This window comes from Nocardia kruczakiae NBRC 101016 (assembly GCF_001612965.1).
In the GTDB taxonomy this organism is placed as follows: domain Bacteria; phylum Actinomycetota; class Actinomycetes; order Mycobacteriales; family Mycobacteriaceae; genus Nocardia; species Nocardia kruczakiae.
This window is the reverse complement of sequence record NZ_BDBL01000079.1, coordinates 1-12,978: the sequence shown is the minus strand read 5'-3', so window position 1 is coordinate 12,978 and position 12,978 is coordinate 1. Positions and strand designations below refer to the sequence as shown.

Here is a 12,978-nt window from a genome sequence, read left to right as displayed (position 1 = left end):
GCCGGGTACCGGGGCGGGTGCCGTGCCACCGCAACCGGCGGCCGGACGGGGCGCGGACGGGCACGACGGCGGCGGCCTCGACCCGGACACCATGATGTCGATCCTGCCGGCCGCGATGATGGGCATGAGTATGCTGCCCATGCTCGCCTCGGCGCTGTCCGGCCTCGGTAAGGGCGGCGGCGGAAACGGTTCCGGCACACAGCAATCCGGCTCGGGCGGCACGCTGAGCCCCGAGGCGCAGCAGGCGCTCGACGCACTGCAGAAACTCAAGAAGACCTACGGCGAGGAGGGTAAGGATCCCACCGGTCCCAACTCCGGTGGCAGCGGAAAACAGCTCGACACCGGCACCGGGTCGGGCAGTAGCGCCGGCAGCGGGAAAACGGCCGCGCAGATCAAGGCGCATCAGTTGTTCCAGCGCAATGCGGCCACGGCGTTCAATACTCTCGACAACGACCTGGTCAACTACATGCGCCGGCTGGCCGGCAAGCACACACTCGACAAGAAGGCCGTCACTCAGCTGCTGCGCGATGTCGACACCGAACTCGCCGAACTGGGCTCGGCGGCCTACACCAAGGCCGGGCAGCTGAAGGTGCACGACATCCTCACCAAGGCCCTCGAGAAGGCTACCCGCATCGTCAGCGGCGGCAGCGCGAACTCGAAGGAGGCCGCGGCCGAAATCAACCGTCTCACGAAGCAGTACATGTACAACCTGGCGGGCCGGAAATACACCCAGCCGGCGGGTACGGCCGCGTCGTCGGCCGCGCAGAAGGCGGTCCAGGTGGCCCTGCAGCAGCAGGGCGATCCCTATGTCTGGGGCGCGGAAGGGCCCAATTCGTTCGACTGTTCCGGTTTGACCCAGTACGCGGCACGGGCCGCGGGTGTGCAGATTCCGCGGGTCGCATCGGCCCAGTACCGCCAGCTGCCGGAGGTCCCCCCGAACGCCATCCAGCCCGGCGACCTGATCTTCCCGCAGTCGGAGTTCAACAACGGCAATCCCGGTCACGTCATGATGTACATCGGCAACGGCAAGTGCGTCGAGGCCCCGCACACCGGAGCCGTGGTGCGCGTGGTCAATCTGCCCAGCAGCTATCACGCCACTCGCTGGGCGAAGTGAACGGGACCGGCATTCAGTAGCCGACGTAGCCGGTCCCTCGGTGCATGCCCACGATGCCCGGTACGCGATCGACCGATCCGTAGCGATGGATCGCGTACCGGACACCGGCGATGATGTTGTCGACCGGATTCCAGATATCCCGGTGTCCCGGAAGGGCATACGCGTCGAAGGTCGGGTCGATGGTCTGCATCAGGCCCTTGGACGGCGTTCCGGCCGCCGCATTGCTGTCCCAGTTGTTGATCGCGTGCGGATTTCCGGCGGATTCGTGCGCGATGATGGTGGCGATATCGGCCGGATCGATCCGGCTGGTGTCGTAGCCGTTCTGGCGCAGGATCTGCATGGCCTGGTCGATCCATTGACCGACCGCCCCGACCGGCCGCGTCCCCGGAGGCCCGCCGCTCGCGCCGGCCGCTCGATATACCCGGGCCGGGCGGCCGCCACCGGAATCCCGGATATAGCGTGCGGCCAGCGCGTTGATCTGCTCCGCGCTGATTGCCGACTGTGCCTGCCCGCCGCGCAGGACCGAACCGGCGCGCTGCAGGGCGGCATCCAGCGCGGCGACCACCTGGCTCTGCGCGGCGGCGCCGGTGCCGACCTTGCCGAGCGCGGTCAGCGCGGCATCGGTCTCGGCGATGATCGCGACCATCGCCGCCCGCCCCGCCATGGTGTCCTCGACGGTGGTTCCGAGAATGCGGCGCAGTTCGGTATTCACCTCGCCCAACGCGCCCGATTCCGCCGAATTCGACTGACGCACAGCCGAATACTGCGCTCCGGCACCACTGTCCCAGGCGATCGGGCCGGTCGGCGCTCCGGTGTCGGCGAGGGTCGGCGGCGCCGTGGATCGGCCCGTCTCGGCGGTCGGGACGCCCTCACCGAAATGACCGGCGATCGAATTCAACGTGCTCATCGCGGCCATCGCCAGTGGGCCGGCCGCCCCGGCCAGCATCGCGATATCCGAACCGCCGGCGAGTGACGCGGCCGCCGCGGTGCTCGCGGACGGAACGGCGGCGGGGAGCGCCGGTGAGCTCGGCGGGGCCGCGGTGGCGGCCCCGGTGCCCGGCAGTGTCGAGGGAAGACCGCCGCGGGGTCTCGCGGGTGCCGGCGCCGGAGATCGGCTTGCGCGCGAACGTGGTTCGGAGGTGGCGATTCCGGTCTGGGGTCCGGCGCCGTCGGTCGGTTCGGCCGTATCTCGCGTCCCGGCCATCAGTAGCCCCGATAGGCTTGCCCGTTGCGAACGGCCACCACGCCCGGCACATTGCTGACCGAACCGTAACGAGAGATCGCGTACCGGACTCCCGCGACGATATTGTCGACCGGGTTGTAGATGTTGCGATGGCCCGGCAGCGCATACGAATTGAACGTCGGGCCGATGGTCTGCATCAAGCCGATCGACGGAGTTCCGTTGGCGGCGTTGCTGTCCCAATTGTTGGTGGCCGATGGATTACCACCCGATTCGTGCTGGATGATGATCGCGATCGCCTGCGGATCTATGCGGCTCGTATCGACTCCGGCGGCGGCCAGCACGCCCAGCGCCTGCTCGATCCACTGCCCGACGGTGCCGCCGACCTTCGTCCCCGAACCGCTCGAGCGCGAAAGCTGTTGTCCGGCAAGGTTATACATGTACTGCTTGGTGAGGCGGTTGATTTCGGATGCCGCCTCCTTGGAGTTCGCGCTGCCACCGCCGACGATGCGAGTGGCCTGCTCGAGCGCCTTGGTGAGAATCCGGTGGACCTGCAGTTGCCCGGTCTTGGTGTAGGCCGCCGATCCGAGCTGGGCGAGCGCGGTATCCACATCGCGCAGCAGCTGGGCGACGGCCTTCTTGTCGATGGTGTGCTTTCCCGCGTGGCGGCGCATGTAGTCGACGAGGTCGTTGTCGAGGGTGTTGAAGGCCGTGGCCGCATTGCGCTGGAACAGTTGATGCGCCTTGATCTGCGCGGCCGTTTTTCCGCTGCCGGCGCTGCCCGACCCGGTTCGGGTGTCGAGCTGTTTTCCGCTGCCGCCGGAATCGGGACTCGTCGGCGCCTTGCCCTCGTCGCCGTAGGTGTCCTTGAGTTTCCGCAGCGCCTCGAGGGCCTGCTGCGCCTCGGGGGTCAGCCCACCGCTTCCGTTGCTCCCTGTTCCGCCGCCGTTGCCGTTGCCGGATTGCTGTGTGCCCGAACCGTTCTTACCGAGACCGGCGAGGGCGGAGGCGAGCATGGGCAGCATGCTCATGGCGGGCAGCATCGCCGAGGTGAGGGCGCTGGGATCGGCCATCCCGCCGTCGCCGGTCTCGCCGTCCTCACCCCCTCGAGCTGTGGAGCGGGGAGTCACGATGCCCGAACCGGCAGCGGGCGCCGACGCCGGAACCGCGGAGTTCGGCACAGTCGCCGGCGTAGCCGCCGATTCCGCGGGCGCGGCACGCCCGGCCGCCCAGGGTGACGTCGACGCGGAGGACGCCGGGACCGACGATGCGGCCGGTACCGTGCGCCCGGAAGTCTGCTCGGGCCGAATCGAGTCCGAGACCGGCGTCGCGGTGTCGGATGCCGCCGGACTACCGGAAATCGGCAGACCGGAACGTCCCGAGCTCTGCCGCGCAGGCTTGGACCACGGCGTCGGTCTGGCGGATTGCCCCTCGCCGGTTCCGGAGTCCGATTCGACCGGCTCCGGGTTGTCCTCCGGGGCGGTGGCCTGCCATATCTCCGCGCTCGTCATCGCGGCTCACCTCGACGCACGGGGTATCGGAACCCGTTGCGCGACAGTGCCGGCCGAGGGTGGTGCACCGCGAAGATTCGTCACTGTGCGCCCTCCTCCCGACCGTCAGGATCCTCCTGAATCATCCTGACTGGTGCGGCCGCGATCGTCACTTCCCAGTCCTGGGAATCATCGACAATGAAGTCGTCGTGAGTGTCGCAACAACCCAACGTCGCGGCTGTTCGGTTCGAGTCCGGGTGCTCGTCGCAGATAGGTGATCTCATGAGTTTTCTGGGGCTCAGCTTGAAAGACGTGGTCGTCGGTGCGGTTTCCGCGATACCCGTGGTCGGTGCGGTCGCCGGCGCCGCGACGGATGGGATCTGGACGGGCATCGAAACCGGCAGTGTGACCGACGGACTCAAGGCCGCGGCGATCACCGGTGCGCTCGCCGCGGTTCCCGGGGGCAAGATCGGCAGTATGTTCGGCGAGAAGTTGCTCGCCAAGGGTCTGCTGGGCAAAGGCGTCGGGCTGATCGGCAAGATCCCGTTGCAAACCGTCAAGAATGTAGCCGCCCGTGGTGGCGGTAAAGGTCTGCAGAGATCGCTGGGCCGTGCGGTGCTGCGTGGCGCCGGTGGAACTCTCGGCAGCGTGATCTACAACCCGGAAGCCAATGCGGCGCCGACGATGCCGAAAGTTCTCCCCACTCGTCCGGCCGGTAAGGAAAATCGGTACTCGGGCGGCGTGACCAGCGACAACGACGCGGTGATCGGTGCATGACCAAGGAGATGCCGAACCTCCTGGTGCCTGATCAGCGCCGCGAGGGCCTGTGGCCGAAGAGCCTGACGATCTCGCCGGTGATCGAGGACTGGCTGGACGGGGACTACAAGGACACCTTCGAAAAACATTGGAAGGCTTTCGGTTCCCGCGACACGATCGCGCCGCCGGACAAGCCGCCCATCCCGCAGGTCACGCAGTCGACCTTGGCGTCGTCGGACCTGTTCGCCTCCTACGGGGAGGTCGCCATCAAACTGCGCAACGCCTACGACGGCCTGGAAACAGCGGACGAGAATATCGCGAAATTCGTCAAAGAAGCCGGCAAACACGGCGACGAATTCCAGGACCAGCTGAAGGACGTCATCGACACCCTCAGCATTGCCGCATCTCAGCCTCCGAAAGGCAATATGACGGAGGACGAGCACATCATGACCTACGTCACCGAGGGACTCAACGCCGGCACGGACACGATGACCAAGGCGCACAACCAGCTGGACAAGGATGGCGGTGACGTCAAGGGGCAAAGCGAGGAAGTCAAGAAACTGACCGACCAGGTCAAGACGCTGACGGCGCAGAACAAGGATCTCACGGGCCAGGTCAAATCGCTGCAGCAACAACTCGCCGGCGGTGGTGGCGGTGGGGGCGGTGGTGGTACCACCTACGATCCCAACCTGCTCGGCCAGCAGGGCAGCGGCGACGACTCCTACACCCCCATGGATTTCGGCCTCGACGGCGCCGGCACCGGCACCGATCAAACCGGTACCGGCACTGACGGTTCGCTCACCGACGGATTGTCCTCGGGCTCGAATTCGGCATCCGATCCCAGTGGACTCGGCGCCGGTTCGACGAGCGGCACGAGCCCGATCTCGGCCACTCCGGCCAGTATGACCTCACCGGATTCCGGAATGAGCTCTCTCGGTTCGGGAATGGGGTCGGGCATGGGTGGTATGGGCGACATGATGAGTCAGATGCTGCCGATGCTCGCTCAGATGCAGATGATGCGCCAGATGCAGGACCAGGGGCTCAACGGTCGCAACGGCGGCCTGCAGCCCACGTATCCGCAGCAGCCGGTGGTCTCGGCGCAACCGGCGGCCGCCACTCCGCAGCAGACCCAGCCGGCCGCGTCGCCCGCATCCGCGACCGCGCAATCCGATGCGGCGCCGAAGGGAGCGTCGTCCTCGCAGAGCCAGCAGGCCGGTGCGGTGCCACCGGGACGTACCCCCGGGGCCGACGGCACCGTCGAATACCCGTTCCCCGACGGGCGCACGCAAAAGGTGTCGCTCATCGTGGCGCAGGCGCTCGACGCGGCGTTCGGCAATCACGGCGGTACCGACGCGCAGAAGGCGTACGAGAAGACGACCGCGAAGTGGACCGACAACAAGCAGATCGGCGATCACATCGATCCGAACCAGTTGATGACCGGCGACGTCGGTGTCTGGGAGAAGGCGACCGCCGTGCTCGCGGTGTTCGGGTCCGGCACCGACGGCACGATCGAAGCGATCATCGACGGCGAACTGCAGAAGCTGGACTCCGACAAGATGGACACGATGTCCGGAAAGGCCGGGGAATTCGGCACATTCACCGAATTCCAGCATCCGCGCGGTATCGAGGCCACGGCCCCCGACCACCAAGCGGATGCGGCGCCGGGGATGCCGATGCCCGGAGATCAGCAGGGCGGGGTGTTGTCGGCCGCGGTCGGGACGCCGACCTGAGGCTGTGGTGAGAGGAGGCAGGTGTGGCGTTACAGGTCGATCCGACCGAGCTCGCCGCCGCGGCGGCGGCACTGGCCGAGCTGGCGCGCGGCACCGGTGCGTCGATGCCCACGGGCTGGGTGCTGCCCGCGGGTAGCGATCCCATTTCCGCACAGGCGGTTCCGCAGCTCAACACCCATGCCGCGAGCCTGATGAACGGGATGGCGGGCATTCTGCACGAGGTGCACCGCACGGCGCACAAGATCGGCGAGGCCGCGCAGCGCTACACCGACGCCGACGACGAGGGCGCACGCGTCATCGGCGGGCCGGGTGGGGAGGTGCTGGCGAATCCGGTGTCCGACATCGATCCGCCGGCGCTGCGCCGCCCGCCGAGTTTCGGCCTGCCCACCTCGGGTGGTGCGGTCGATCCGCTGACCTTCGCCCAGCAGCTCCGGGCCGGTCCCGGTACCGGACCGGCCACCCAATTCGTCTCCGACGTCCGGAACTATCTGGGCACCACGCATGCGGCGGCCCTGACCGGTGTCGACGGCGCCGCTTCCGTCATGCAGCACTGGACACCGGTCGGCTCCGAGGCCGCCGCGCGGCTGGGCCGCCATCGCACGTGGCTGGATACCCTCGGCTCCACGCTCGGCAAACTCGCCGACGGAATCGACACGTACACCAAGGCTTTCGACACCGCGAAAGCCAAACACCCCACTCCGGAGGAGATCATCGCCGCCCGCAAGGAACTGGTGCGGTCCATGCGGTCGAAGAATCAACTCGGAATTCAGGCCGCGCTGGCGAAATTCCAGGAGCAGAACGCCCGGTCGGCGGAGACGATCGGCTCCTACTACTCGACGGTGGGTGTCGAGCAGGCCCAGAATGCCGGAGATTCCGAAACCGGAACGGCGGCATCGACATCCGGGCAGTCGAACGGTTCGGGCGACAGCAGTCAGATGATGAGCACGCTCGCCTCGATGCTGCCGACGGTGATGAGCGGCATGATGGCCGCCGGCATGCCCATGATGGGCATGAACGAATCGAACGATCTCGGCACCGGCTCCCTCGACGACTACGGTTACGGCGATTACGGATACGACACCGGCGGGGGCGATTACGGGTATTCCGGCGGTGGCGGCGGCGTCGGCGCGGATGTGACCCCGATCGGCGATCTCACCAGCGCGATCGGTTCGGCGACGTCGTCGCCCGTCGCGGTCGGGCCGATGCCCACGGTGGGATCGGCCACGGGAGCGGTGAGCAGTGCGTCGTCGAATCTGCCGCGCACGCCGGTCATCGAATCGCTGCAGAATTCGGCCGGGTCGGCGGCGCGCGCGGCCGGCACCGGTTCGCCGATGATGCCGTACATGCCGATGTCTCCCGGCATGGGCGGTGGAGGTGCGAACAACGAGCGCAATCGGGTGGTGGCCTGGCATCCCGATCGCCTGATGTACGTCGACGACACGCCGCATACCGACGCCGTGATCGGTGAGAAGCCCACCATCGCGCCGACCGTGACACCGGCGACACCAGGACCGGCCAACCAGGCTCCGACGCAAACCGGAGGTTCCGCATGAGTGATATCCATCCCGAGGTGCAGGCGGCCCTGGACGCCGCGCGCGACCTCCGGCACAAGATCGCCGACCTGCGCGAGAAGATCGATGCCATCCGCGCCCGCCGACCCTCGCCGAGCGGTGCGGTCATTCCCGAGGTCGACGCGATGGGCCGGCTCACCGATCTGTACCTGGCACCGGGCACCGTGGACCGGTTCGAGTCGCACGAGCTGGTCGCGGAGATCATCGCCGCGATCCGGGAGAGCAGTGCCGACGCCGGCCGCCAGTACGAGCTGCTGATGGCGCAGGATCCCTGGGGAGACGCGTCGGATACGTCGGCATCCGCTGTGCCGGAGCAGGTTTCGTGACCGATCCGGGAGGTGTGACCGTCGCCGACACCGTGCGCTGGCTGCACGGCGAGGGTCTGGTGCGATTGGCCGGACTGGCCGAGCGGACACCCGATCTGCTGGCCGCCTACACGATCGACGTGGCCACGGGCACCGTCAACGCCTATCCGGTCACCGGGGCCGGTGCGGGGTCGGCAGCCATGACCTTCGCCGCCGACGATCTGCCCGATCCGGTCGGCACCGCGCGCCGGCTGGTCGTCGTCGGTGTCACCAGCTCGCAGGCGGTGCTGGTGGTGGATCTGGCGGCGTCGCTGGCGATTTCGATCACCGCCGCGCGTCCCGAGCCGGCCGCGCGCTCCTGGGTGCTGCAGTTGCTGCTGAATCCGGAGGTGACGATCACCACCAACAGCGCCGAGCTGACACCGGCCTCGGACTCACGCTGCCGCACCAGTTTCATACCGGGCAGCAGCGCCACGATCGTCAACGTCGACGATATGCAGCCGCCGCTGACGACGATCACGCTGAACCCGGCCACCGACGGCCCGGACCACTTGGATGTCGGGCCGGACGGCACCGGGGAAATGTATCTGGGTACGAGATTCTGGCAGCTGCACCAGGTCATGACCGTCGGCGACGAGGCGTGGTCGGCCATCGCCGCCCGGCTGTCGGGCACGGCCGACGATGCGGTCGCCTCCGGGCAACCGCCCGGCCCCGCCGTTTCCGCGCCGCCCGGGCGGGTGTCCGCCCCGGGCATCGTCACAGGTCCCTAGCTTCGCATCAACGACAGGAGTCCGACCATGTCCGATTACGACGACTACGACGAGGACGAACTCGCCCCGCCCGCACCGGATTGGCAGAACCGCGTCTACGAGGTGTTCAACCCCGATCACACCGTCGGCGTCGCCTGTGATCGCGACGGAGAGGTCGTCGGACTGCATCTCACCGACGACGCGCGCGAGAACGGCGATACCTGGCTGGCCGCCGAGATCCTGCGACTGGCCCGGCTCGCGCATACCAAATCGCGGGTGGGCCTGCGGTCGGAGATGGAGTACAACGGCACCCGGCCGTACACGATCGACTCCTTCGATCTGCCCACCGAATCCTCCTACCGTGCCATGGAGATCGCCGAATTCGGCACCAATTCCTGACCAGCGCAATCACTTTCGAGACAGGTCCCCGCCATGTTGGATATCGACGATCCCGATGACGTCATCGCCGTCTCGGGGCAGGTCGCAGCGGCCAAGATATCGTTCGCCGACCAGGTCGGCGCCACCACCGGCGGCTGGACCGTCGACGAGCGCCCGGCAGCACCGCTCGACTTCCGCCTGAAGGGCGTCTTCGATCAGGTCACCGGCTGGTTCGAGACCGCCGCCACAGACTTGCGCGGGCGGACCCACGCCACCCATACCCGTGCCCACGGCACCGCGACGGGCCTGAAGAACGCCGATATCGACGGCGGCGGACACGTACAGTCCGAATCGGTCTGATCCGGATGAGCCCGGAGCGCGAAAGCCCGTACTGGAAGGCCATCGTCGGGGACAACTGGCCGGAGATCTCTCCGCGCGCCTGGGGCCGGCTGGAGGCGCTGGCGCGCGAGGGAGCCGAAGCGCTGGATCCGGCGGAGGCCGATCGCATGCGACGGGCTTTCGATGATCGGGTCCGCTCCAGCGCGAGCCTGCAGCCGATCAAGGACGAGCTGCTGGCGCAGCAGGGCACGCTGCGCGGATTCGTCGACGCGCTGGTCGCGGCGGCCGATACCTTCGGGCAGATGTCGAGTCTGGTCGACCGCACCCGCGACCGGATCCTCAACGCCGTCGACGGGGCATTGCGCAAGATTCGTGCGGCGCGGGCAGCCGCCGCGGCGGCGCGGGAGAAGGAAGAGGAAGCCGGCGGGGACGGCAGCGAGGCGGACGCACGCCTCCGACGCGATATCGGAAGGATCCTCGCCGAGGCTCGCGCCGAGGTGGACGATATCGCGGCGGCGGCGCTGCGCGAGGTCGGTCCGCAGGGTCTGCCGGAATTGGCCGCGATCGCGGCGGCACTGGGGCAGCCGGGGCCGTGGCGCGGTGGGCAGGACGGTTCCGACGGCCCGGGCGGCGGGCCGAGATTCCGCTCGCCTCGCGCGGGAAGCGACGGCCCGGGTGGGCCCGGGACGCACGGGGTCCGATCGCTGCCGCAGGGATTGCGGCCCTCGGGCGGCCCCTTCGTTCCGCACCTGCCGAGCCTGCAGGATCTGCGAGACCTCCTGCGGCCCCACGAATCTCAACTACCGCTGTCCCGGCTGCCGGGATGGGACATCAGCGCGCCCGACGAAATGGAGCCGGCGACCGGCCACGCGCCCGCACCGGAGGACGAGACGCCGGCCGGGCCGGCCGTGCAGGTGCAGCCGGGCTCCGGGCCGGCGCCGCAGGCCGCGCCGACGGGTGGCGGTCGTGCGCTCGGGCCGATGGCCACCCCGCAGGCGGACGGTGGAACCCCCGCGGCCGAGGTGGTCGCGCCGGAGCATCGTACGGTGGACGCGCCACAGACGCAGTCGGATACCGTTGCGGCGCAGACTGTTTCACACAACGACACCGACAGCGACAGCAACGACAGTCGCGCCGTCACCGGCGATTCCGGTGCCGAGCGGCGGGCCGGCGATTCGGGCGCGCCGGATCTCACGGCCGGGCCCGGCCGCCGCACCGACGACACCACCGGATCGGAGGGTTCGTCGTCGTCGGGTGCGGTGGCGGGTATGGCGGCGCAGATGGCGATGTTCACGACGCAACAGCCGACGTTCACGCCCGATCGGCCGCCGGTCGCGAACTCGCCCGCCGCCGCGGGGCCGGGGGCCGGGCCGGATCCGCGCGCGACATCGGCGCCGGATTCCCGGAATGCCGTTGCGGCACCACGAGTTACGTCCACGCCCGGTGGGTCTCCCGGTGCGGTTCCCGGTGTGTCCGCGCCCGGCGTCACGGCGCCGCCGGCCACCGGGCCCGCGAAGAGTCAGCCGCCTGGCCGCCATACCGGCGAGGCGGGAGCCGGTGCCCACAAGGACGCCGGCAGTGACAAAGCCCCCGACAGTGACGAAACCACGGGCAGTGGGGACCTGGTTCGCAATGCGGTGGGCGCCGCGATGGCCGCCGCGGCGGCACCCACCTTCATGCTGGGTAAACGGGTCGACGGGGATCTGGTCCTGGCCCGCAGCCTGCTCGCGAGTCTGCTCGCCGCCGGCGGCGCACCCGCCGTCGGTACCGAGTGGGCGGTGTCGATCATGCGCCACGACGGCGGCGTGAGCGCGTTCGTCACGTCCAACGACGGCCGCGGCTGGCTGCCGCCCGGTGTCTTCCTGCCCCGCGAACTGTCGACACCGTGGGTGTGGTCGGTGGCCGAGGGGCCGGCCTGGGAGGGGTTGGCCGATCCGGCCCGGGTACTCGCCGAATTCGCACTGAGCTGGGGCCGGCGTACCGGGGCCCGGCTGTCGGCGCTGGTGTCGTCGGCACCCTTCGACGAGTTGCTGGCCCGGCAGTTGGGCGAGGTCGCGCTCGAAGGGTCGGTCGAGCCCGCCCCGACCATGGATTTCTCCACTCCCGCACCGGGTTTGGCCGACCGCCTGGAGCTGGTGACCGCGCCGCCGGTCCTCGAACGGGTCGCCGCGATCCCCGCGGACCGGATCGGCAGCCGGGGACTGGACTTCGCCTACGACGCCCATCAGCGGCTCGCGGTGTCGGGTCCCGATCCGTTCGCCTCCCTGGGCGCCGCCGAACTCCGGCATCGCATCATGCAGACGATCCTGCAGGGCGGTCCGGTGCAGGCGCAGTGGTGGGAGCAACTGTTCGACGCCGATCAACTGCTGGCGGCCTCCATGCTGCCGCTGCTGGCGGATGTCTCACGAGTTCCCCTGGGGGAGTTGCGATCCGAGCACTCCGCAGGCCGATCGGCTAGCGATTCGGCGACCCTGCGGCTGTCGGTCGCGCACCGCCGCTGCAACGAAATGGTGCTGCTGATGTCGGGCGAACCGTCCCGGCAGCGGCTGCGCGACATCGTCTACGCGCACGGACAGGTGGCGGAATATCTGGCGGCCGTGCCGGCCGGCACCGTCACCCCCGAACCCGTGCGGCGCCCGACGATCACCGCCCCGCCCCCTCGCTAGGTCTCGCTCCGGCTCGAACTCGGCTGCTTCTGTTCGCCTTCGATCTCTGCCATCAGCAGTCGCAGCGTCAGCGAGTGCTTCTCCGGTGGGAACGCGTCGAGGGCGGCGCGCGCCACCTTCACGCCTTCGGCTCGGTTCCCCGCGCGCACCAGCAGCAGGCCCTGATGCATGTCGAGATGCGTGCGGAACCGGCAACCACCCCCAGGACTGATTCGTCTCGCGCCCTTCCCGCGAATGGGAAGGCTCGACAATGAGGACGTCACCGGTGGGAAGGATCTGATTCGGCATGTCGGGCAGCATGGAAGTCGACCCTGCGGTCTTACTCGATTTGGCCCTTCAGCACGATCGGGTCGCCGAAGACACCTTGGAATGGGCGAAACCTCCCACCGACTGGCTGCGGGAATTCCCCAACACCTACGGCCATATCGCGGACCCGGTGCTCGGCGCCCTGCAGGACTATTACCAGGCGCGACAGAACGCGGGTATCGCGCTGGCCAAAGAACACCGGGACACCGCCGCGAAATTGCGTGCGGCCGCCGCCGCCTTCGAACGCAGCGACGAGGACGGCGCCGCGAACATCCGCCGGTACGACGACACGAACGGATCCGGCTCCACGCCGTACCAGCAGTCGCCCTCCCTGCCCGGTTCGGGCACCCAGGCCCCCACCGGACCGCAGGTCGGCGCGCCGGGGTCCGGGCCC

14 protein-coding genes are annotated in these 12,978 nt (G+C 68.8%); 11 read left to right on the top strand and 3 right to left on the bottom strand.

Going from position 1 to position 12,978, the window contains the following annotated elements; translation table 11 throughout:
• Positions 1-1,114 (top strand): C40 family peptidase (locus NK1_RS32845; RefSeq protein ID WP_218023201.1); only part of this gene is annotated, 1,114 nt, incomplete at its 5' end.
• A gap of 13 nt (positions 1,115-1,127) precedes the next feature.
• Here the strand turns inward: NK1_RS32845 and NK1_RS32840 are convergent.
• Together NK1_RS32840 and NK1_RS32835 are read right to left on the bottom strand one after the other, a co-directional pair.
• A complete protein-coding gene (locus tag NK1_RS32840; RefSeq protein ID WP_063906178.1) occupies positions 1,128-2,318 on the bottom strand; it encodes a lytic transglycosylase domain-containing protein in 1,191 nt (396 codons plus the stop codon).
• A complete protein-coding gene (locus NK1_RS32835) occupies positions 2,318-3,424 on the bottom strand; it encodes a transglycosylase SLT domain-containing protein (RefSeq protein WP_167354342.1) in 1,107 nt (368 codons plus the stop codon). The genes NK1_RS32840 and NK1_RS32835 overlap by 1 nt, the downstream gene beginning before the upstream one ends.
• A 1-nt stretch (position 3,425) precedes the next feature.
• Between NK1_RS32835 and NK1_RS35260 the strand changes: the two genes are divergently transcribed.
• The 9 genes from NK1_RS35260 to NK1_RS32790 all read left to right on the top strand — a co-directional run bounded on the left by NK1_RS35260 (position 3,426) and on the right by NK1_RS32790 (position 12,278).
• Complete coding sequence (locus NK1_RS35260) at positions 3,426-3,935, top strand: hypothetical protein (protein ID WP_063015075.1); 510 nt, start codon at positions 3,426-3,428, stop codon at positions 3,933-3,935.
• A gap of 131 nt (positions 3,936-4,066) precedes the next feature.
• Positions 4,067-4,561 carry a hypothetical protein gene (locus NK1_RS32825; protein WP_063015073.1) on the top strand — a complete coding sequence of 165 codons (495 nt, stop codon included), beginning with the start codon at positions 4,067-4,069 and terminating at the stop codon, positions 4,559-4,561.
• Positions 4,558-6,270, top strand: a complete 1,713-nt coding sequence (locus NK1_RS32820) for a hypothetical protein (RefSeq protein WP_063015071.1) — start codon at positions 4,558-4,560, stop codon at positions 6,268-6,270. The genes NK1_RS32825 and NK1_RS32820 overlap by 4 nt, the downstream gene beginning before the upstream one ends.
• 23 nt (positions 6,271-6,293) lie before the next feature.
• Positions 6,294-7,823: a PE domain-containing protein gene (locus NK1_RS32815; protein WP_063015069.1), complete on the top strand. Its 1,530-nt coding sequence runs from the start codon at positions 6,294-6,296 to the stop codon at positions 7,821-7,823.
• Positions 7,820-8,167, top strand: coding sequence for a YbaB/EbfC family nucleoid-associated protein (locus tag NK1_RS32810; RefSeq protein ID WP_063015067.1), 348 nt, complete (start codon positions 7,820-7,822; stop codon positions 8,165-8,167). The genes NK1_RS32815 and NK1_RS32810 overlap by 4 nt, the downstream gene beginning before the upstream one ends.
• Positions 8,164-8,916, top strand: coding sequence for a hypothetical protein (locus NK1_RS32805; RefSeq protein ID WP_063906177.1), 753 nt, complete (start codon positions 8,164-8,166; stop codon positions 8,914-8,916). Before NK1_RS32810 ends, NK1_RS32805 begins: the two co-directional genes overlap by 4 nt.
• A 27-nt stretch (positions 8,917-8,943) precedes the next feature.
• The gene (locus NK1_RS32800) at positions 8,944-9,294 is read left to right on the top strand and encodes a hypothetical protein (protein WP_036509607.1); all 351 of its coding nucleotides are present in this window, start codon (positions 8,944-8,946) and stop codon (positions 9,292-9,294) included.
• 33 nt (positions 9,295-9,327) lie between these two features.
• Positions 9,328-9,633 (top strand): hypothetical protein, encoded by a 306-nt coding sequence (locus NK1_RS32795; protein ID WP_063015065.1) that lies wholly within the window; start codon positions 9,328-9,330, stop codon positions 9,631-9,633.
• 5 nt (positions 9,634-9,638) lie between these two features.
• The gene (locus NK1_RS32790) at positions 9,639-12,278 is read left to right on the top strand and encodes a hypothetical protein (protein ID WP_063015063.1); all 2,640 of its coding nucleotides are present in this window, start codon (positions 9,639-9,641) and stop codon (positions 12,276-12,278) included.
• On the opposite strand, the gene NK1_RS34100 is transcribed toward NK1_RS32790, so the two are convergent.
• Positions 12,275-12,448 (bottom strand): hypothetical protein, encoded by a 174-nt coding sequence (locus tag NK1_RS34100; RefSeq protein ID WP_245660995.1) that lies wholly within the window; start codon positions 12,446-12,448, stop codon positions 12,275-12,277. The two genes, NK1_RS32790 and NK1_RS34100, sit on opposite strands and share 4 nt — an antisense overlap.
• 116 nt (positions 12,449-12,564) lie before the next feature.
• Here NK1_RS34100 and NK1_RS32785 point away from each other — a divergent pair.
• Positions 12,565-12,978 (top strand): type VII secretion target (locus tag NK1_RS32785; protein ID WP_157104563.1); only part of this gene is annotated, 414 nt, incomplete at its 3' end.

Excerpts from the sequence above, each read along its gene's own strand:
- NK1_RS35260 (WP_063015075.1), top strand. The coding sequence starts at position 3,426 with ATGCCCGAACCGGCAGCGGGCGCCGACGCCGGAACCGCGGAGTTCGGC.
- NK1_RS32810 (WP_063015067.1), top strand. The coding sequence starts at position 7,820 with ATGAGTGATATCCATCCCGAGGTGCAGGCGGCCCTGGACGCCGCGCGC.
- NK1_RS32825 (WP_063015073.1), top strand. The coding sequence starts at position 4,067 with ATGAGTTTTCTGGGGCTCAGCTTGAAAGACGTGGTCGTCGGTGCGGTT.
- NK1_RS32790 (WP_063015063.1), top strand. The coding sequence starts at position 9,639 with ATGAGCCCGGAGCGCGAAAGCCCGTACTGGAAGGCCATCGTCGGGGAC.
- NK1_RS32820 (WP_063015071.1), top strand. The coding sequence starts at position 4,558 with ATGACCAAGGAGATGCCGAACCTCCTGGTGCCTGATCAGCGCCGCGAG.
- NK1_RS32795 (WP_063015065.1), top strand. The coding sequence starts at position 9,328 with ATGTTGGATATCGACGATCCCGATGACGTCATCGCCGTCTCGGGGCAG.
- NK1_RS32840 (WP_063906178.1), bottom strand. The coding sequence starts at position 2,318 with ATGGCCGGGACGCGAGATACGGCCGAACCGACCGACGGCGCCGGACCC.
- NK1_RS34100 (WP_245660995.1), bottom strand. The coding sequence starts at position 12,448 with ATGCATCAGGGCCTGCTGCTGGTGCGCGCGGGGAACCGAGCCGAAGGC.
- NK1_RS32800 (WP_036509607.1), top strand. The coding sequence starts at position 8,944 with ATGTCCGATTACGACGACTACGACGAGGACGAACTCGCCCCGCCCGCA.